Annotated in this window: 17 protein-coding genes; 9 read left to right on the top strand and 8 right to left on the bottom strand. The window is 46.3% G+C overall.

The window, feature by feature from the left end:
• Positions 1-174: 174 nt before the first annotated feature.
• The 6 genes from fabV to IX91_RS05620 form a co-directional block, all read right to left on the bottom strand.
• A complete protein-coding gene (gene fabV, locus IX91_RS05645) occupies positions 175-1377 on the bottom strand; it encodes an enoyl-ACP reductase FabV (RefSeq protein ID WP_004745807.1) in 1203 nt (400 codons plus the stop codon).
• A 177-nt stretch (positions 1378-1554) separates the two neighbouring features.
• Entirely contained in the window at positions 1555-3846 is a 2292-nt protein-coding gene (locus IX91_RS05640; protein WP_004745808.1) for an acyl-CoA dehydrogenase, read from the bottom strand.
• Between the two features lie 69 nt (positions 3847-3915).
• Positions 3916-4542, bottom strand: a complete 627-nt coding sequence (locus IX91_RS05635) for a TetR/AcrR family transcriptional regulator (RefSeq protein WP_004745809.1) — start codon at positions 4540-4542, stop codon at positions 3916-3918.
• 349 nt (positions 4543-4891) lie between these two features.
• Complete coding sequence (locus IX91_RS05630; RefSeq protein WP_004745810.1) at positions 4892-5296, bottom strand: GtrA family protein; 405 nt, start codon at positions 5294-5296, stop codon at positions 4892-4894.
• On the bottom strand, positions 5293-6714 hold the full coding sequence (locus tag IX91_RS05625; protein WP_004745811.1) for an ArnT family glycosyltransferase: 1422 nt from the start codon (positions 6712-6714) through the stop codon (positions 5293-5295). The genes IX91_RS05630 and IX91_RS05625 overlap by 4 nt, the downstream gene beginning before the upstream one ends.
• Complete coding sequence (locus IX91_RS05620) at positions 6711-7715, bottom strand: glycosyltransferase family 2 protein (RefSeq protein WP_004745812.1); 1005 nt, start codon at positions 7713-7715, stop codon at positions 6711-6713. Before IX91_RS05620 ends, IX91_RS05625 begins: the two co-directional genes overlap by 4 nt.
• Before the next feature lie 153 nt (positions 7716-7868).
• Between IX91_RS05620 and IX91_RS05615 the strand changes: the two genes are divergently transcribed.
• From IX91_RS05615 to IX91_RS05590, 6 genes are all read left to right on the top strand, one after another.
• Complete coding sequence (locus IX91_RS05615) at positions 7869-8543, top strand: response regulator transcription factor (RefSeq protein ID WP_004745813.1); 675 nt, start codon at positions 7869-7871, stop codon at positions 8541-8543.
• Complete coding sequence (locus tag IX91_RS05610; protein WP_004745814.1) at positions 8543-9805, top strand: sensor histidine kinase; 1263 nt, start codon at positions 8543-8545, stop codon at positions 9803-9805. The genes IX91_RS05615 and IX91_RS05610 overlap by 1 nt, the downstream gene beginning before the upstream one ends.
• Positions 9806-9871: 66 nt before the next feature.
• Entirely contained in the window at positions 9872-10783 is a 912-nt protein-coding gene (locus IX91_RS05605; RefSeq protein ID WP_004745815.1) for a 1-aminocyclopropane-1-carboxylate deaminase/D-cysteine desulfhydrase, read from the top strand.
• A complete protein-coding gene (locus IX91_RS05600; protein WP_004745816.1) occupies positions 10780-11094 on the top strand; it encodes a DUF1496 domain-containing protein in 315 nt (104 codons plus the stop codon). Before IX91_RS05605 ends, IX91_RS05600 begins: the two co-directional genes overlap by 4 nt.
• Positions 11095-11126: 32 nt before the next feature.
• Positions 11127-11531 carry a PPC domain-containing DNA-binding protein gene (locus IX91_RS05595; RefSeq protein ID WP_004749764.1) on the top strand — a complete coding sequence of 135 codons (405 nt, stop codon included), beginning with the start codon at positions 11127-11129 and terminating at the stop codon, positions 11529-11531.
• A gap of 118 nt (positions 11532-11649) precedes the next feature.
• Positions 11650-13824 carry a methyl-accepting chemotaxis protein gene (locus IX91_RS05590; protein ID WP_004745818.1) on the top strand — a complete coding sequence of 725 codons (2175 nt, stop codon included), beginning with the start codon at positions 11650-11652 and terminating at the stop codon, positions 13822-13824.
• A gap of 85 nt (positions 13825-13909) precedes the next feature.
• On the opposite strand, the gene IX91_RS05585 is transcribed toward IX91_RS05590, so the two are convergent.
• A complete protein-coding gene (locus IX91_RS05585; protein ID WP_004745819.1) occupies positions 13910-15790 on the bottom strand; it encodes a fructose-specific PTS transporter subunit EIIC in 1881 nt (626 codons plus the stop codon).
• A gap of 202 nt (positions 15791-15992) precedes the next feature.
• Between IX91_RS05585 and IX91_RS05580 the strand changes: the two genes are divergently transcribed.
• Together IX91_RS05580 and IX91_RS05575 are read left to right on the top strand one after the other, a co-directional pair.
• Entirely contained in the window at positions 15993-16295 is a 303-nt protein-coding gene (locus IX91_RS05580; RefSeq protein ID WP_004745820.1) for a PTS fructose transporter subunit IIB, read from the top strand.
• An 8-nt stretch (positions 16296-16303) separates the two neighbouring features.
• Positions 16304-17080: a PTS sugar transporter subunit IIA gene (locus tag IX91_RS05575; protein ID WP_038197848.1), complete on the top strand. Its 777-nt coding sequence runs from the start codon at positions 16304-16306 to the stop codon at positions 17078-17080.
• A 3-nt stretch (positions 17081-17083) separates the two neighbouring features.
• Here IX91_RS05575 and IX91_RS05570 read toward each other — a convergent pair whose 3' ends face one another.
• Entirely contained in the window at positions 17084-17923 is an 840-nt protein-coding gene (locus IX91_RS05570; protein ID WP_004745822.1) for a helix-turn-helix domain-containing protein, read from the bottom strand.
• 367 nt (positions 17924-18290) lie between these two features.
• Between IX91_RS05570 and IX91_RS05565 the strand changes: the two genes are divergently transcribed.
• Positions 18291-20192 carry a PTS fructose transporter subunit IIABC gene (locus IX91_RS05565; RefSeq protein WP_004745823.1) on the top strand — a complete coding sequence of 634 codons (1902 nt, stop codon included), beginning with the start codon at positions 18291-18293 and terminating at the stop codon, positions 20190-20192.
• Positions 20193-20277 lie beyond the last annotated feature (85 nt).

The raw sequence follows: 20277 nt of genomic DNA, 5'->3' as shown, positions 1-20277 counted from the left end.
ATTCCCTACTCGCTCCTTCGTCACTCTATGGAATGACTGAGTAATGCACGGGGTTCATCTCGAAGGGTAAAGCCCGATCTCGTTTTCTATAAGCGAAGAGTTCCATAGGACAAAGTCCGTTCCCGATCTCCACAAGCGAAGCGGTCTAGACTCTCGGAGCGCAGCGTTCCAAATCTAGATCGCAATAAAATCTGCTTTGTAGTCTGGGTTTACGTCAGCTTCGTAATCTACGCCTTCAACACCAAAGCCGAATAGCTTCAAGAACTCTTCTTTGTACTCAACGTAGTCAGTTAGCTCTTTTAGGTTTTCAGACGTGATTTGTGGCCATAGGTCACGACAGTGTTGCTGGATGTCGTCACGTAGTTCCCAGTCATCTAGACGTAGACGGTTTTTGTCGTCCACTTGTGGTGCACTACCGTCTTCTTTGTATAGACGCTCACTGAACATACGGAAGATCTGTTCCATACAGCCTTCATGTACGCCTTCAGCACGCATCTTCTTAAATACCATCGCAATGTATAGTGGCATTACAGGAATAGCAGAACTTGCTTGAGTTACAACAGACTTAAGTACTGCAACATTCGCCGTACCACCTGTTGCCGAAAGCTTGTCGTTAAGAGCCGTTGCAGCGCGGTCAAGGTCCATCTTCGCTTTACCTAGTGCACCATCCCAGTAGATTGGCCAAGTCAGTTCAGTACCAATGTAGCTGTATGCAACCGTCTTACAACCGTCAGCTAATACGCCTGCTTCAGATAGAGCGTTGATCCAAAGTTCCCAATCTTCACCGCCCATTACAGTAACAGTGTCTTTGATCTCTTCTTCTGTCGCCGGCTCAACGCTCGCTTCGATGATCACGTCTTTGTTGGTATCAACCGCTGTAGAAGTGTAAGTATCACCGATTGGCTTAAGTGATGAACGGATTAGTTCACCGGTTTCTGGCATCTTACGTACTGGAGAAGCCAGTGAGTAAACTACCATATCAATCTGACCAAGGTCTTCTTTGATCAATTCGATTGTCTTTTCTTTCGCTTCGTTAGAGAACGCATCGCCATTTAGGCTCTTTGCGTACAAACCTTCTTCACGAGCAAGCTTTTCAAACGCTACAGAGTTGTAGAAACCCGCTGTGCCAGGTTTTTTCTCTGTGCCTTCTTTCTCGAAGAAAACACCGATCGTTGAAGCACCGCCACCAAATGCCGCTGCGATACGAGAAGATAGACCGTAGCCACTTGAAGCACCAACAACAAGTACACGCTTAGGTGCATCTTTAATTGGGCCTTGCGCTTTTGTGTAAGTAATTTGTTCTTTTACGTTAGCTTCACAGCCCACTGGATGCGTTGTAGTACAGATAAATCCACGAATTCTAGGTTTGATGATCATATTCAACTTCCTTTAAAAAACCCCGCTAGGATAAAAGGTTCATCTAAAGATCGCATCTAATTTCTGTAAAAATGTCGCCAAAATGTAAGTGGTTGGAGCACTTTCAGCGGCTATCGAGATCTTTAGCAAAAAAGAAAGGCACCATCAGGTGCCTTTCGTATCTTTATTGTTACTTTGCTAAGCTGCAGTATTTAGCTTAGCTTTGCCCTTTTTTGGCTTACCATTGGTGTGAATCGCGCTAAAGTCATGGCTAAAGTGGTCCACTTGAATCGCTTTATAGCGAAGCTTGTCTGCCGCGACAATCTGATCTACTTCTTCCTGAGTTAGGACATCCGCTTCTAGTGCCTGTGCTAATCGGTCTGCCAGCAACCCTTTACGAGCAACCTTACCTTCCTTCGCCGCACGCATTAGCTTACGCTCCAGACCCTTAATGTCGTACATAGCTAAGAATGCCGTCTCCATCAGGCCAACACTGTCATTCTCATCTTTGCCAACGTAGCAAAGGTTAGTCAAGCGATCGCGCTGCGCACCTGGAGTCATCAAGGCTTCTGCTAGTTTCACCGTTAAATCATCACTAGGCTTCGCAAAATGGTTACCCAACGGGAAGATAAGTACTTTTAATAAACGTCCTACTGCTTTGTGAGGATAGTTAGTGAAGGCTTCTTGTAGTGCATTAGCCGCATTGTATAAACAGTGCTGAACAGCATAGTGAACAAAGTCTAGATCTTGTTGCTGACGACCTTCATCCTCATATTTCTTAAGCGCTGCTGAAGCCATGTATAGATAAGCAAGCACATCACCTAAACGAGCAGAAATCATTTCTTTACGTTTCAGATCTCCGCCTAACGTCGCCATCGCAATATCAGCACTCACTGCAAGCGCACGGCTTAGGCGAGTCATCTCTTTGTAGTATTTCTGAGTCGCACCGCTCATGTCGGCTTTAATGAATCGAGAACCTGTCAACGCCGCACCAAACGCACCGAAGGTATTACCCATCGCATGTTTAATATGCTTAAACAGCAAATCATCAAACTCTTTCGCACCTTGCTTGTGATCAGGATTTGCTGCCGCTTCCATCTCTTTAAGTACGTATGGATGACAACGTGTTGCACCTTGCCCAAAGATCATCAAGTTACGAGTAAGAATATTGGCACCTTCTACCGTAATCGCCACCGGAATACCCAAGTATGGCGATGCCAAGTAGTTCATTGGGCCATCCTGAATTGCACGACCAGAGTGAATATCCATTGAGTCATTAAGAATGGTACGGGCCATCTCTGTCATATGGTATTTAGCGATCGCGGTAACAATGCCCGGTTTCTCTTTAAGATCGAGAGAGGTTGTCGTCAGGGTTCGACTTGCTTCTAGTAGGTAAGTTAAACCACCAATTCGACCTAGCGATTCTGCTACCCCTTCAAACTTACCAATCGACATGCCAAATTGCTTACGAACATACGCATAAGCACCTGTCGTACGTGAAGTTAGGTGACCAACCGCAGTGCCCAATGCCGGAAGTGAAATACCACGACCTGCTGATAGACACTCAACGAGCATACGCCAGCCTTTACCTGCGTAATCTTGACCACCGATCAGCCAGTCCATTGGAATGAACACATCTTTACCAAAGGTTGGGCCGTTCATAAATGCTAACCCTAGTGGGTCATGGCGCTCACCGTTTTCAACACCTTTATGATCTGCTGGGATAAGAGCACAGGTGATACCCAATTCTTTCTTGTCACCCATCAAACCATCTGGATCGTACATCTTGAACGCTAAGCCAAGAACAGTCGCAACAGGTGCTAGTGTAATGTAGCGCTTGTTCCAGTTGATACGAACACCTAAGACTTCTTTGCCTTCATGCTCGCCGTAACAAACAATACCTTCATCTGGAATACCACCAGCATCAGAGCCCGCTTCTGGGCCAGTAAGCGCGAAACATGGGATATCAGTACCATCCGCTAGGCGAGGCAACCAATAATCTTTTTGTTCCTGAGTACCGTAGTGTGACAGAAGCTCACCTGGACCTAACGAGTTTGGTACCATCACACAAACCGCTGCACTGATACTACGGGTTGCAATTCGCGTTACAATTGTTGAGTTAGCCAATGATGAAAACTCACGACCACCGTACTCTTTTGAAATGATCAAAGAGAAGAAGCGCTCTTTACGCAGGTACTGCCAAACTTCAGGTGGCAAATCGCGATCTTCTTTTACGATCTTATGGTCATCTAGCATAGCTAGCAGAGTTTCTAGCTCGTTATCCATAAACGACTGCTCTTCAGCCGTTAGGGTTGGCTTCGGATAATGGTGAAGCTTAGTGAAGTCAGGGCGACCAGAGAAAAGCTCTCCATCCCACCAAACACTACCCGCTTCCATTGCTTCCTTTTCAGTACTCGATAGTGGTGGCAGCACTTTTTTAAACATTTTAAAAGCTGGGTCACTTACCCATTTTCTTCTTAGAGAGCCCATAATCAGATCCTTTTGTTCACTATTTAGTGGTCCAATATTTTTGTTATTTGTAGGTACTAGTTAAAACTTCTATTCTGCAGCGACGCCTGCTGCTAAGAATGGAATCAGTTGGTCGACAACGGACTTGGCATCCATTGCTTTTCCGTAATCATTTTCTGCAATCTCAAGTAACGCTTGGCTTGAAGCCATTGTGAAAACACAAGTTCCGAGCGTGAAATGTAAACGCCAGAACAACTCTTCTTGAGTGAGCTTCGGATTCGCTTTCATTACCGATTCAGTAAACAGAGATAATGCATCCGAATAACGAGTGGTGATAAACCAACGTAAATGGCCCTGCACATCGGTGTAACCGCGACCGATTAATAGCATAAAGCGACTGGTTCCATTTGGCCGTACATCATTTAGATTACGTAACGGACCGCGTAGAGACTCAAACACGTCAGCCATCTCAAAACTTTCATTTAGGTTGAGGTTAATCAATGCATCTTGAACGGCTGGCATAAATGCTTCGAGGTATCGATCCAACACCGCTCTCACCAAGGTTTTCTTATCACCAAAGTGATAGTTAACCGACGCTAAATTCACACCCGCTTTACTGGTAATAGTGCGTAGAGAGGTATCTTTGAAGCCATGTTCTGCAAACAGCGCTTCTGCTACATCAAGAATTTTCTCTTTGGTGGAGTTTCTACTTGCCATTTTAATCACTCGTATTAAACAACTGTTTGAAAATATACATCCGAAACAACAAAGCAACAAGCTGTTAACATCACATTTTTATAGATTGGTCTGACCACCTTGTCTGAATTGGGTTCTAAGCGCTTGAAAGAAGAAAATTAAATATTTTTTGAAAAAAGTTGGAACTGTTTTGAAAACGCCCGGTCTGAATAAGTGTAGTTAGCAGAGCATTCGAGGGTTTGGACAACCCACTAAGTTTACAGGCCGTCAAACTTGTTTTCTTACTGAAGCTACTAATTTACGCTGCTTTTTCTTATTAACTCCTATGTTTATTTGTATCCGCCCAGAGCCTGATTGCTCTGGGCTTTTTTTATTCTGCGCGTTTAATACCAACCTGAGCAAAAGCCCAACGAGAACTTAGCAAGTAATTACTCACCATCCCTACCAGTACCCCAGCAACTAAGGCGATCACTGGCCCAAGTCCTGCTTCTCCTAAAACAGATGACAACAGCTTAAACACCAAGAAGTTTGGCAAGGCAGAAAAGCTCGCTCCACACATAAACTTGATCCATTGCCGAACCACTTTTTGTTCTGTGTTTTGAAAAGTGAAGATGCGATTACCAAACCATGTCACCGTCGCGGCGCACACAAACGCCATTGCACGGGCAACCATAATTGGCGTGTCTGCAAGATAAAACAGAACCGAAAAAACCAAAGCATCGGCGATAAAGCCGATGCATCCAATCACTGCAAAGCGAAAAAACTTGCTGTTCATGACTGTTGACCACAACGATACAATGAGCGACGACTCTTTGCGGTAAACTCGATAATGCAGCTTAATAGCTTTTCTTTAACCAGTTTATCTACTGCATTGCGTTCACCAATCAGCTGCACCTGAGACAAGGCATTCAGTTCCGATTCATCACTGAGTAACTTTGCCTGACCAGAACTGTAAAACTGACCGGAGAAAGGACGTGAGCCAACATAGTAGGTCGCGACGTCAGGCTGAGCCATTCTAAGAATGACTTTGTCGCTACGTTTATCCCCGGCATCTAAATGAATAAATCCGACCGCAATCACCAGTAATGCGGGTACGATACTCGCGGTGACCTTAAACCACTTTTTATCTTGTTTTAGATCCGAAACCAGAATCGACATCAGCAAACCAATCGCTGGCACACCCGGCAGCACATAAGCGGGCAGAATATTTCCTGAGAAGGTAAATAGAACCAAAGGCGCTACCATCCAAAACAGTAAGAAGCTAACAATGCCATTTTTAGGTTTGATCCTTGATTTCAAACTGCGACGTTTTTTCCACAGTAAAATCGGCAACACAATTGACCAAGGCGCAGCGGAATATAGCCAGAACAACCAGATAGTGCCGCGAACTTCATTGTGTGCTGTCCCGTAAAGATCGCCCTCCCAACCACTGACTAGAAAGCGCTTAAAGTGCTCACCTACGATGAAATAATCGATAAAGCCCGGAGTTGCACGTTCTGCCAACACATACCAAGGTAAGGCAATGATTAGCATCAGCAGTGTCCCTGTTGCGATCGGGAAACGCTGCCAAAGCACTTTTAGCGCCTGAGTGAAACCATGCTGCAAAACAAGCCAAGGCACGACAGCAAGCCCCATTAACACAATCACAAGCGGCCCTTTAGCCAATAAGCCGATCGCTAAGCCGACAAAACCAATGTAGCCCCATCCCCTATTGGGCTTATCTTCCTCATAGCTAAGCCAGCATAAATAGAAACCAAGCATGGCGATGGTCATGCCTAGGGTTAGCGCCATATCCGTCATTACCGCGCCTGCAGCAATTGAAAAGATCCCACAGGTTGCTAAGACCAGTGCCGTGATTAAGCCGTTGTAACCTACCCGTTTGGCAAACAAGCCCATAAACAGCAAAATCAATATACCAGCCATCCAATGGGGAACTCGAACGGCAAACTCGTTGATACCGAACGTTTCGATACCCACTGCACTCATCCATGTAAACAATGGCGGCTTGCCCCAGAAAGGCACGCCATAGTCAAATTGAGGCGTAATCCAGTTGCCCGTCTCAATCATTAACCGCGCCATTTCACCGTATCTGGCTTCGGTGGTATCCATAAGTGGATAAGCGCCTAAAGTCAGCAGTCGAATCAAGAGTGCCGCGCCTAAAATCGCCCATAAGTGAACTCGGTTAAAACTCACGCCCGCTTCTCCCTTTTTTGTACTTGGTGCCTTGCTTGTTTTTCACTGACCGACTGCACTAGGTAGAGTGGCCTTTGTTTGGTTTCAATGAAGATTCGACCAATGTATTCGCCCAATACACCTATACTGAGAAGCTGAATGCCACCTAGTGCCAGTTGCACAACCATCATTGACGGATAACCGGTGACAGGATCACCAAACAGCAGTGTTTTAATCACGATCATCACGCCATAGATGAATGCGCCCCCTGCAATCAAGCTTCCAAGCACTGTGGCAATCCTAAGAGGACGAATTGAGAAAGAGGTAATACCATCAACGGCTAAACCGATCAGCTTGAGATAATTCCACTTCGTTTCGCCGCTAAATCGTGCATCGCGTTGAAACTGAATCGTTGCTTGCTTGAATCCCGGCCAAGCGAAGATCCCTTTCATGTAACGATTTCTCTCCGGGAGACGATTAATATGATCAACAACTTCTCTCGACAAAAGACGAAAATCTCCGACATTTTCAGGGATCTCAGATTTGACCATCGAATTAAGAAGGCGATAAAACACAGCCGCAGACTGACGTTTAAACCACGTTTCACCGAGCCTTTCTGCTCTTTGCATATTGACCACATCGTAACCCTCGCGCCATTTATCTAGCATTTGAGGAATTAGCTCAGGCGGATCTTGAAGATCGGAGTCAATGAGAATTACCGCTAAACCATGGCAGTGTTCTAGTCCTGCACTCATGGCTGCTTCTTTACCAAAGTTACGGCTTAGCGACACACTCTGAATCGATGAAGAACGACTGGTGAAGCTTTCCACAATTGCTAAGCTATTGTCTGTGCTACCATCATCGATGTAGATGATCTCACTGGTGTCAGCCAAGCTGTCTAAAACAGAGCTTAGTCGTTGGTGCAGTTCAGGCAGCACCTCTTGCTCGTTGAAGTAAGGGACAACAACGCTAAGAGTGACTGGTGACTGAGTATGACGTGGCACTGAGGTTACAATTCCCATATGGCCCCCTATTTGGGTTAAATTCTCAAACGCAGCTCAAGTGAACTGCTGTGTTGCGATCGAATCTATCAACGAGGGTGTGAAAAGCTTGTTGTTCACGTTTTTTTCACGGCGTCATTGAGATCATAAAGCCCCATAAAATGAGAGTGTGCGATGAACAGAGTATTACTGGTTGAAGATAACCGAGAGGTTGCGGGTATCTTGTTTGATTACTTCGAGTGTGAAGGAATGGAACTCGATTACGCAGACAACGGCGAACTAGGTCTGCAACTGGCACTGGAAGGCACTTTTGACTTAATACTGCTCGACCTCATGCTGCCGAGAATGGACGGTCTGACCGTGTGCAACAAGCTAAGAGAAACTGGCGTTAACACACCTGTGCTGATGCTGACTGCGCTTGATAATCGAGACGATATGCTTAACGGCTTTAAACATGGTGCCGATGACTATCTGACGAAACCGTTTGATTTAGAGATTCTTGAAGCGCGCATCCACGCTTTGATCAAACGCTACAAGGGCCAAGTCGCTAGCTCCGTTTTACAATTTGGCAGTTTGAAGATCGACCAGAGAACTCGCCAAGCTTATCGCCAAGATAAGCTATTGGCCTTAAACCCGACCACTTACACGATTCTAGAGATGCTTTGTCAGCGCGCCCCTGAGGTCGTGACTCGACAAGAGATCTCCGAAAAGCTGTGGCAAGAAAGCGAACCCAACAACGATGTTCTGCGCAGCCATATTTATCAGCTACGCAACCAGCTCGATAAGCCTTTTCATGCGCCGATGTTAACCACTATCCCTAAAATTGGCTTTCGCTTAGAGGACATCTGATGCCAAACGGTTTTCTCTCCAATACCCAAACGCTCACAGGAAGGCTTGCGGTATTTTTTACTGGTATGTCTTGCGTCATCGGGATTGTTACCTTTCTCATCTTCTACCTTGCGTTGCAATGGTCGGAGGATCGAGTAGGTGAACGCCGCATTCTTATTGACCGCGATAGTGCCGTTGAGCGCTTTCTAGCTGGAGAACAAGGAAAAATCCGCCTCGACTCACTCACTGTTGCCTACAACGACGCGGATTTAGTCCCCCAAGAATATCGAGGTTATGTTGAAAACCACGTAACCTTTCTCGGAGAAGTGGGCTCTTTGCTTTCTCCTCACGGACATATGGTTTACAAAGGTTACTATTCAGATAATGGCGAGCAAAAAACCATCGTACTGCTCTCTTTGATCGACAAAGTTGAGTTTGGCAACGAGGAAATTCTGTATTCAGGTATCATCGTCATCAGCTTTGTTTCTCTGCTGATGTTTACGTTTGGCGCGCTGTTGTTTCGCCTTTCTAGGCGCTTGATTGAGCCCGTTAATGACATCACTAAACAGCTTAATGAGCTATCAGGTGACACTACCAAAGCCTTTGAAATACATCATGAAGCAGCCGAAGAGTTCCAGCTACTGACGACCCACCTCAATCAATATCGTAATGAACTTAACCTTGCCTTAAAGCGAGAACAAGCGTTTGCTCGTTATGCTAGTCATGAACTAAGAACGCCACTCACTGTGGTAAAAGGGGCAAACAAGCTCCTTACGCGCTCTAACCCGGATGAGTTTCAGCATCGACAGATCTCGCGTATCGAAGACGCGACGTTAGAGATGATTACTATGGTTGACGCTTTGCTCTCTATCGTACGCTACGAACGCAATGTCGACGATGCGCCGCTGAGGAACATCGAGCATGAAGAGATCAATAACGTCGTCACGGCCAACAAGGTACATGCTGCAGAAAAAGATCTCGACATCAATGTGAGCTTCCTTGCGCAGCCTAAGCTAAGAGCAACTCCCGCGGTTCTAAACATGGTGCTGGGCAACCTAGTTCGTAATGCCATTGCCGCCTCTGATCATGGCAGAATCGATATCGAGGTTTCATCCGAGCATATTAAGGTGATTGACGACGGCCCGGGGCTCACGGACTCTCCAGACTCAGAAGGACATGGACTTGGGCTGCTGATTGTCGACGACCTCTGTCGACGCTACCAATGGCACTTTGAACTGACCAATCATCAAAACCGCGGTTGTTGCGCCACTATAAAATTTTGATCTAGATTGATACTCATGGTCGCCAATCCGTTAAGATAGGCGGCCAAATTTTCACGATCGATTTTTATGAAGCTCGCCAATACGCCCATCACACAGCACCAGTTTGCAGAGATACCGTTTTTCCTAAAACGCGATGATCAACTGCACAGCCATTTTAGTGGTAATAAAGCACGCAAATTTATGGCTGTGCTTGAGCAAGATTATCCGACCATTAAAACACTGATAAGTTACGGCAGCACTCAGTCGAATTCGCTTTACTCGTTGTCAGCGCTTGCTGCGATTAAGGGTTGGCAGCTAGAGTTTTATGTCGACCGCATCCCTCATTGGTTAGATGACAACCCACTTGGCAACTATCGAGGCGCATTAGAGTTAGGGGCTAATATCATCCCTACGGCGGAATACCACCTTCATCCGCTAGAGTATATCGAGCAGATTCGTCAGCCAGACAATTCTTGCCTGTTTTTGCCTGAAGGGGGACGGTCAAAGCTTGCTAAACAAGGAGTTAAGCAACTCGCAAGTGAAATCCTCTCTTGGACAAGATATGAGTCCAATCACCAATTTGTTGTTGCACTGCCTGCGGGTACTGGGGCAACAGCCCTCTATCTACATAAGTTTTTGAAGCCCCACTCTATCCCCGTATTAACTTGTCCATGCGTGGGCGGAAAAGAGTACTTAATCAAACAGTTTCAAGAGCTAGGCGAGAACGATTTTCCACAGATACTAGAGTTAGAAACAAAACATCATTTCGGTAAACTGTATCAACAAGATTATCGAATTTGGCAGCAATTACTTGATGAGACCGATATCGAGTTCGACCTTCTCTACGATCCTATGATGTGGCAGTGTCTACAATCATGGTATAAAGAGAATCAAGATAAGAGCATCATTTATGTTCATCAGGGAGGTTTGCTTGGTAATGAAAGCATGCTGCCACGATACGAACGTAAGTTTGGTCAACGCTTCGGAGAACAAAAATGAAGTCCTACATGATAGTACTAGTTGCTGCACTGGCTCTACCTGTGTCTGCCAATGTCATCTCAACTCCTGCTAAGCCGATCATCGGAATCAACGCCGGAGAAGTGGGCAAGCGCGTTTGTTACTACCAAGATAAAGCGTACTCTGATGGCGCTATCGTCCAAATCGATGAGTATTACATGATCTGCGCTGCTGCTAACGATTACGAACTCAATGGGGCATTAAAGTGGCACAGCATTGATCAATACCAAGCAGAACAATCCACCAGCAACGAGCAAAGTGGAAAACCAGTAAAAAGATACTCGGTAAACTAACCTCTTTCCTGATAACAATAGATAGGCACAGATTGATCACTCCAATAGCGGTTCGCCTCACCAAAGGCGATGACCTTAAGCAATGCATTCAACACTTGGTCACGGAACATAATATCAGTGCAGGTACCATCGCCTCTTGTGTAGGGTGCTTTACTCACCTAAAGATCCGCTTGGCTGGCGCAACGCAAACTCTCGAATTAAACGAGCCCGTAGAGATCGTCTCGGTAATGGGTACACTTACGCCCAATCATCAACATATCCACATCTCGGTTGCAAAACAAAGCGGGGAAGTTGTCGGTGGTCATTTGATGGTAGGTTGCCTGATCGATACCACTGCGGAACTGATCATTCACCAGTATCACAACTTAACCTTTAGCCGCCAAGCAGATCCGCAGACGGGATATACAGAACTCACGGTGAGTCAGTTAGGTCACTGACACACCTTTCTTCCCATTGGCAATTCAACTTTACAAGCCTACTCCTTATCCTTAACAACAGTGGTGAATAGCACTAGCTTTACTATCATTAGCAGAAAGAAGTAAAGTGAGATGCGCTATGAAAGACACGCAATCCGTCGGTCTCTTTGGCAATTTGTCCGTACGTTGGAAATTTCTGCTCGCCGCCGGGGGTAGCCTAATTATTACCGCTTCGGCATTGATGGTGTCATTTTTGTACGCCAGTGACCAAGCACAACAGCTCGTCCGTCGCCAAACTGAACACAACCTAAAACAGTCTGCCGAGCAGTACATCAGCGAACTTGCAAATCAACAATCGCTGAAAATGCAAAGCTTCTTTGACGGTTCCTTTGATCGAGCCGATATGCTGGTGAAAAACATTGTTTCACTAAAAGAAAATACTGACCAAGGGTTAGTCGACTCCGATTCACTACGGCCTCTCCTTAATCAAATCATCAAAAAAACCGTAAGTGACCACAGCGAGATGTTAGGTCTATACGTGGTGTCAGAAACAGAGGCACTTGATAACAGTGATGTGTATTACGTCGATAGTGAAGAAGCCGCGTCCAACGAAGCCGGTCGATTTGCGCCTTACTGGGCTCGCTCAAGTGATGGCAGCGTAGAGCTTGAGGTTCTGCTCGAAGAAGATATCAATGATACCGAACTCGACGAAAGCAATACCCCTATCAATGAATGGTATGCCTGCTCTATTCGCAATCGAAATGCCTGCGTTCTTAACCCATACCTAGATACTGTGGGTGACGAAGAAATACTGATGACCTCGCTTACTCTGCCCATTCAATCCAAAGGGCAGCTTATCGGTATGCTAGGCGTTGATTTTGGGTTAAATAAAATTCAGACCCTAATCACGCAGGCCGACCAAAATATGTTCTCAGGCCACGGTCAAGTATTATTGCTCAGTCATGGTGGGTATGTCGTCGGCTACGATGCGGATCAAAGCCTAGTGGGGACTCACTTATCCGAGACCAACATCACTGACTCTCAAGCACTTCTCAGCTGGCTTAGCCAACCTGCCTATTCCGTCAATTGGGAGGATAACGGTGAGACGCTGCGTGCCAAAATCCCCGTTAAATTATCAGCCAACTCGCAACCTTGGGGCCTCGTTTTTGATGTGCCACGACAAGACGTGATGCAACAAGCACTCGAACTAGAAAAGACGTTAAATCAAGCGAACCGTGAGTCGGTAGCAAATATCTTTCTAATTGGGGTCTTCATTACCGTCACAGTACTGATACTAAATGCTCTACTCGCCGCCAAATTAGTCAGCCCAATACGCGTGGTTGCTCGGAGCTTAGAAGATATCGCAGGTGGTGAAGGTGATTTAACCCGACGTTTGACAGTAAATAGTAATGACGAAATCGGTGCCCTCGCCTCTGGTTTTAACCAGTTTGTGAGCAAGCTACAAGGCATTGTGACACAGATTTCGACCTCGGTTTCCGGAGCAAAACTCAATGCTGAAGAAGCTTCAAGTATCTCTCAACGTACCAACCAAGGAATGCAGCAGCAATTTTCCGAAATTGATCTGGTCGCCAGTGCGTCTGCTCAACTCGCGTCGACGGCACAAGAAGTCGCCAACAGTGCCAGCCAAGCGGTAAATTCAGCCAAAGAGGCTAACGATGCGGCCGAACAAGGGAAAATCGTCATCGACTCTACCACTCACGCCATGGAATCTCTGGTTGCGGAGGTAAGTGCGGCTGTGCCTGTCGCAGACAATCTGGCGCAAAACAGTGAAAACATTACCTCGATTCTAGTGGTCATTGAAAGCATTGCTGAACAAACCAATCTATTGGCACTGAATGCGGCGATCGAAGCAGCCCGTGCCGGAGATCAGGGCAGAGGCTTTGCTGTTGTTGCAGATGAAGTTCGGACACTGGCAGGAAGAACTCAAGACTCAATCAGTGAGATTCGCGAAGTGATCAATCAGCTAAAAACGGGCACCAATGAGGTGGTTATTGCGGTGCAAAAAGGGAACGAAAATGCTCAACAGACCGCAGAACAAGTCAACAATACCGTGACCGTGCTGGAGCAGATCATTACTCACATCGTCAGCATAGATGAGATAAGTAACCGCATCTCTGAAGCCGCAATGGAACAACGCGGGGTTGCTGAAGAGTTAAGTCACAATGTCACCAATATACGAGACGTGAGTCAGTCGGTCAGCCAAGAGGCAGATTCTTCCGCTAGGGTGAGCCAAGAGCTATCGAACTCAATGTCTGAGCTGAAAGGATTGGTTCAGCAATTTAAAGTCGAATAACCCGAGTTGATAGATGTAAGCCCCATCAGATAAGAAAAAAGCTCCATCGGATGATGGAGCTTGGAGCATAAATAGTTCGGGGGAACTATTTGACTAAATTTCGTTTCGATTTGATCAACGCTGCCGCATTGTGCATGGCATCTTTGGTACTAACATCGATAATCGCAATATTGCTAAACCTTTCTGGCTCTTTTATTGCCACGTCATGAGCGAAGATAACCAGTTTTGCTCGCGCGATATCTAGCTCGGTGATGCGGTTGTTAATGCCATCTGCGCCTTGGGTTTCTACTTTAATTTTTATGCCCATAGAATAGGCTGCTTTCTCTAATGATTTAGCCGCTAGAAACGTATGGGCAACACCGGAAGGACATGAAGTCACCGCAAGTACATCGGCTTCCCCCTCTGTTTGCACTGAAGAGTATGCGCGGCGAAACGAGTCATACTCTTCATCTTCTCGGACCGTTTTTTTCAATAGAATAACAATACACGCCGTCGTGAGTGCGCCCGCAACGGTTCCGACGATATAGCCCAACTTGCCATCGACAACTGGAAGTACGATCCAACCTCCCCAAGGGGCATGGTTGATGACATGGAACATAAAGCCCGTCACATTACCGACAATACCACCAGCAACAATGGCAGGAAGAACACGCGCAGGGTCAGCGGTTGCAAACGGAATCGCCCCTTCGCTGATCCCAATCATGCCCATAATGCCAGCGGCCTTTCCGGCCTCACGTTCGTCACGCTTGAATTTATTGGGCGATATAAGTGTTGCTAAGGCTAAGCCAAGAGGAGGCGTACAAATTGCGATGCCAACGCCACCCATCAGCCAAGGCTGGGTGTTAACTTGTGTTTGGGCAAAGAGCGTCGCCACCTTATTGACTGGCCCACCCATGTCAAATGCAGTCATTGCACCAAGAACGGTTCCAAGCACCACTTTTCCTGAGCCTGCCATATCAGTCAAAAGCAGGTTCAATGCGTTCATGGTTGCGGAAATCGGAGCGCCTATTAGCCACATCACTAACCCACAAGTGGCAAATGTCCCTGCGAGCGGGTAAATGAAGATACTTCCTAGTGAGCTCATGCTATCTGGCAACTTAATCTGCTTGAGCAACAACACAAAGTAGCCGGCAAAAAAACCGACGACAATAGCACCGAGAAACCCGGTATTGTATTGATCAACCGCTACCCAAGAGCCAATCATTCCCGGTGCCAGTCCAGGTTTATCGGCAATTGAATACGCGATGTATCCACCCAGTACCGCGGTAAAAAGCGTTAAACCCGCGATTCCCATGTGCGCCATATCAGCCAGAATTCCCTGCTCTGGTAGTGCGGCATGGCCTGTCATCATCACCGACAGTGAAAGGAGAACCCCACCCGCGACAATAAACGGGATCATATGAGAAGTGCCAAACAATAAATGCTCTTTCACACGAGCTAAGTGCCTTTTGACAGGACTCATCGGCTCTAAGCGTGCATCTTGCGCGAGGTAATCCTGATCCAAAAATGGCTCGGGGGTACTTTCAGTAATCAGCTGCAACGCCGCCTCGACGCTTTGCGCTTGTTTTAGCTGATGGATAAACTCCTCTTCAATCAGCTTACTGGAAAGCTGCGCTAAAACCTCAATATGATGGTGGTCGTCTCCATCGGGGGAAGCGAGCATAAAGAAAACGTCCGAAAGCTCTCCATCCTCAGCGCCATAGTCAATCCCATTGCGGCTTATCCCTACCGCAACAGCGGGCTTAGCCACCGCAGAGCTTTTGGCGTGTGGAATCGCAATACCATCTTCAAAACCCGTATTACCAATTTCTTCGCGAGCCCATAAATCGGCAATAAATTGCGATTTGTCGGCAAGGTTTCCGGCAGCATCGAGTAACTCCACCAACTCCTTGAGCGCTTCTTCTTTGGTGGTTGCTTTTAGGTCGAGACATATCGTCTCCGCCTGAACCAGGTTTGTAATATCCATTATTTCTTACCTTGCCTTACTCGCGCTCGACTATAGATTAGTCACCTAGCCTTGCCCAATATATAGGACTAAAACGGCTTTAACTGGATTATTGTAACACTCGAATAAAAGTGTGAAGCCCATCTTTCAATTTATCGCTTTGAACCAAGGCAATCTGCTGCTGCTATGCTAATATCCGCGAAAATAGCCACAGAGAATTACTATGAAAATCATTGCTGTCACTGCCTGTCCAACAGGTATTGCACACACCTACATGGCAGCAGATGCACTAAAGAAAGCTGCGCCAAAACATAACGTGCAAATTAAAGTTGAGACCCAAGGTGCAATGGGGATCGAAAATCAACTCACTCCCCATGATATTACTTGTGCCGACAGGGTATTAATTGTCTCGGATATAGAGATTGAGCAATCGAGCAGATTTGATGGGTTACCTTGTGTAAGAATCCCCATTGAAGACGTACTGATTAACGTTGATAAAGTATTTATCCTCCACTGCCGAGCATAATGCTGCTAATGACAGAGTATCAAATTACCTTTCTTGTTAATGACTCCGGTGCCAGTGCTCACGCCACTAAACCGCTGTGTAGTCTTGCGAAAAAGTTCAAAAGCAACATACGCATTATCAACATCACGCGCAATCGTAGTGCTGACCTCACTAAATCTGTTGCCTTACTGCAAGCGGGATTGGTCGAAGGGGATTTGTGTCAGATTACCGCTTTTGGTATCGATGCCGAACTCGCCTGCTTTGTGCTCAAAGATGTCATCTCTGAGCACTATGCCTTAGTCGGCTCTAACATTAATTATGAGTTTTCCAATCAGTTAGCACAGCGATTACCGCAGCTAAAAACGCCAAGTGCAGTCAATTGGTACTATGCTAAGGCTCATACCGAACTGTCCAAGTTTGAATGTTTAAAAGGGTTGGCTCAGCTTATCTACCCTCAATCAGCCGATGATCTGATCCTTGCCTTCATCAAAAGAGAAGAACGTTCGTCAACCTGCGTAACGTCAGGCATAGCCTTACCTCATGTGATGTTCGATGGCATCAATGAGATCAACATCGCCGTAATAAGCAGTGATACACCGATTGATTGGGCTTCTAAAGTGGGACAGGTTCACTTAGCTATAGCACTGGTGATGCCTTCATCCCCTACTCGCGATCAAATAATTACCGCAACCAATTTGACCAGAAACCTACTCTGCGGCCAATTTGCAGAACGTCTCTTAATGACAAAAAGCAGTATCGATCTTCAAGCCCTGCTGATGTATTCCATGTCACGCTTAATTACATAACCGCTAGATTGATCCGCGATAGTCAGATGGGGTTCTGCCAGTGCGATTTTTGAATACTCGACAAAAGTAGTTCACATCCTTAAAGCCACACCTAACCGACACTTCATTAAGTTTAAAATTGTATTTCTTGAGCATGAATTTCGCTCGATCAATTCGGACCCAAGTGATGTAGTCTGCTAACGTCATGTGCCCTTGTTGGCGAAACAATCGCGATAAGTGATTGGCAGAGATGCTAAATCGAGCGGCGATACTGTCTCGGGTGATCTGGCGGTGGAAATTCTCCTGAATGTAGATACAGATCCCCTGATAAAGATCCTGAACTCGGTTGTGAGACTTTTCTAATGGCGTATCTAACATGGTTTTGCAGTATTGCAACAACGCCTGCAACAGCAGCTCATCCATTGGCTTTTTGGCATTTTCTCGTGCAAGCGAACTCAGCGCCTCAAGAATGTTATCGAGTGCGAAGCCAGAACGCGTCTGAATACTGTGCTTTTGGATGTCGTAAAAGTTGGTTTCCCCTTTACGCTTGCTAACTAAACTTAAGCCCAATTGACGTCGGCCAAACAGGATACTCAACACCGAACAATTGGTATCCCAATCAGGCTTGTTCCAGCAGTTCGGCGGAATAAAGATCGCGTCTCCAGCCTTAGCGATAACTTGAGTGACTTTACGCTCATGATCTTCCATTTCATTAATGTATTCGCCATCAAGCACCAACTCCAAGCGAGGAAAATTAACCTGATAACTGCATTCCGGTGGCGTGTGAAAATCTCCAGCAAACCATATGTGATGAAAAGCTTCTCTTTCACCGAGTACCGATGAAATTAAGTCATGAAATACCATTTGGATACTCTCAATAAATCGCGCGTGTGCTACGCGCATAGGTATACCGCTAGTAGAGACTTTGCGCTATTGAGCAAAATCACAATTTAAGATTAATGGTACAAAAATCCAGCCATGGCAATAAATTTATAGTTATCCAACTTCTAATCGACAGAGTAGACAAGCCAATAAACCCTCATAAACCATTGTTTTAAATGAGCTAAATCTTCTCAAACCAGTGTTATACCTGACTCATCCGGCGATCTAAATCACACCTCGAAAATACAGTTACAATCTTCTAGTAAATGCATTTTTTCTTCACTACAGACTCTTTCTCACAGCTTCCAAAATACCCCTGATACAACAATAAAATTATTAGGGGTTCACAATGATCACCAAACTCATCAATGAGAATTTGATTGCGCTCGATCTTAAAGCGCAATCCAAAGAAGAGGTTTTTCACGAGCTAATCGAGGTACTTTATTCACAGGGTAGAATCACCGACAAGCAGCAATTTCTCGCCGATATCAAGGCTCGCGAAGAGCTAGGCAATACAGGGTTTGAAGAAGGCGTAGCCCTCCCTCATGCCAAAAGTGCTGCAGTTATCGAACCCGCTGTCGTTATTGGCGTTCACCGTACAGGTATCGATTACGGCGCAGAAGATGGATTGCCATCAAAACTCTTTTTTATGATCGCCTCTCCAGATGGCGGTGACAATCATCACATCGAAGTACTGGCAGAACTCTCTTCTAAGTTGATTGAAGAGGGCTTCATTGAACGTTTCTTAAGCGCGACATCAAACCAACAAGCGTTAGAACTGCTACTGCAAAAACAGACTCAAAACGAAGTAGTTAGCGATACCTCCAATGGTTTTGTTATCGGAGTGACAGGGTGTCCGGCGGGCGTTGCACACACCTACTTAGCTGCAGAAGCTCTGGAGAAAGGAGCGGCCAAGTTAGGCTATGAAATCAAAGTCGAAACGAATGGCTCTATCGGCGTAAAGAACAGCCCGACAGCAGAAGAGATTGCCCGAGCAGACGCCATTATTGTTGCCTGTGATAAACAGGTTGATATGGCGCGCTTTGCAGGGAAACGCGTTGTAAAAACCAATGTAAAGGCACCGATTAAAGATGCACCGGGCTTGATCACACAGGCGTTAGATGCGCCGACTTATCACGCTGACACTCAAACCAATGATTCCTCTGTCGCAGATAAAGCTTCTCAGGCTCGCTCTGACTTGTACCGCTTTTTGATGAATGGCGTGTCTCACATGATCCCATTTGTTGTCACTGGCGGCCTATTGATCGCGCTAGCCCTAGCAATAGGCGGTGAACCAACTGAGTCCGGTATGGCGATTCCTGCCGGCAGCATGTGGAACCAAATCCTAGAAGTGGGTGTGGTCGCCTTCACGTTAATGATCCCGATTCTTGCTGGCTATATTGCTTACGCCATTGCAGACCGACCAGCTCTTGCTCCAGGTCTTATCGGTGGTTGGATTGCCAATAATGGCTCTTTCTATGGCGCAGAGGCTGGAACTGGGTTCATCGGAGCGATTGTTGCTGGCCTACTTGTCGGCTACTTCGTTAAATGGGTCACCTCGATCAACTACCACAAGTTTATCCAACCACTTGTGCCTATCATGATCGCTCCCATCACTGGCTCGCTATTTATTGCTGGCTTATTCATCTTTGTTATTGGCGCGCCGATTGCCGGACTGATGGATAGCTTAACAGCCCTTCTGACCTCAATGAGCACAGGTAACGTGGTATTGCTTGGCATTGTATTAGGTGGCATGGCTGGCTTTGACATGGGCGGCCCTTTCAACAAAGTCGCGTTCCTATTCTCTGTCGGCATGATTGCCAGTGGTCAAACTCAGTTTATGGGTGCGATGGCTTGTGCAATCCCTGTAGCACCTCTTGGTATGGCATTGGCAACTGCTCTGGGCCGTAAATTCGAGCTGTTCGAATCTTCAGAAATTGAAGCAGGTAAAGCAGCTGGCGCAATGGGCTTGGTTGGTATCTCTGAAGGCGCGATTCCATTTGCAGCTCAAGATCCCATGTCGGTCATCCCAGCCAATGTTCTTGGCTCTATGGTCGCCGCTGTTATGGCGTTCTCGTTTGGCATCACCAACAGCGTCGCACACGGCGGTCCAGTCGTCGCGCTTCTTGGTGCAATGAACTACCCGCTTCTTGCACTCGTGAGCATGGCTGCTGGTACTGCTGTTACCGCACTGACCTGTATCACGCTTAAAAAGCTACGCAAAGAAAAACTGGTTACCGCAGCAGCTTAACCCTTCTCCTTTAACGCTTATCTCCTTTAACGCTTAGTGGCTTGAGCTCCCTCAAGCCACTCTTTCCCTATGGTGAATGCAATGC

It is taken from the genome of Vibrio tubiashii ATCC 19109 (assembly GCF_000772105.1).
In the GTDB taxonomy this organism is placed as follows: Bacteria; Pseudomonadota; Gammaproteobacteria; order Enterobacterales; family Vibrionaceae; genus Vibrio; species Vibrio tubiashii.
Note: the sequence above shows the minus strand (reverse complement) of the source record. Positions and strands in the feature narration are given on the sequence as shown.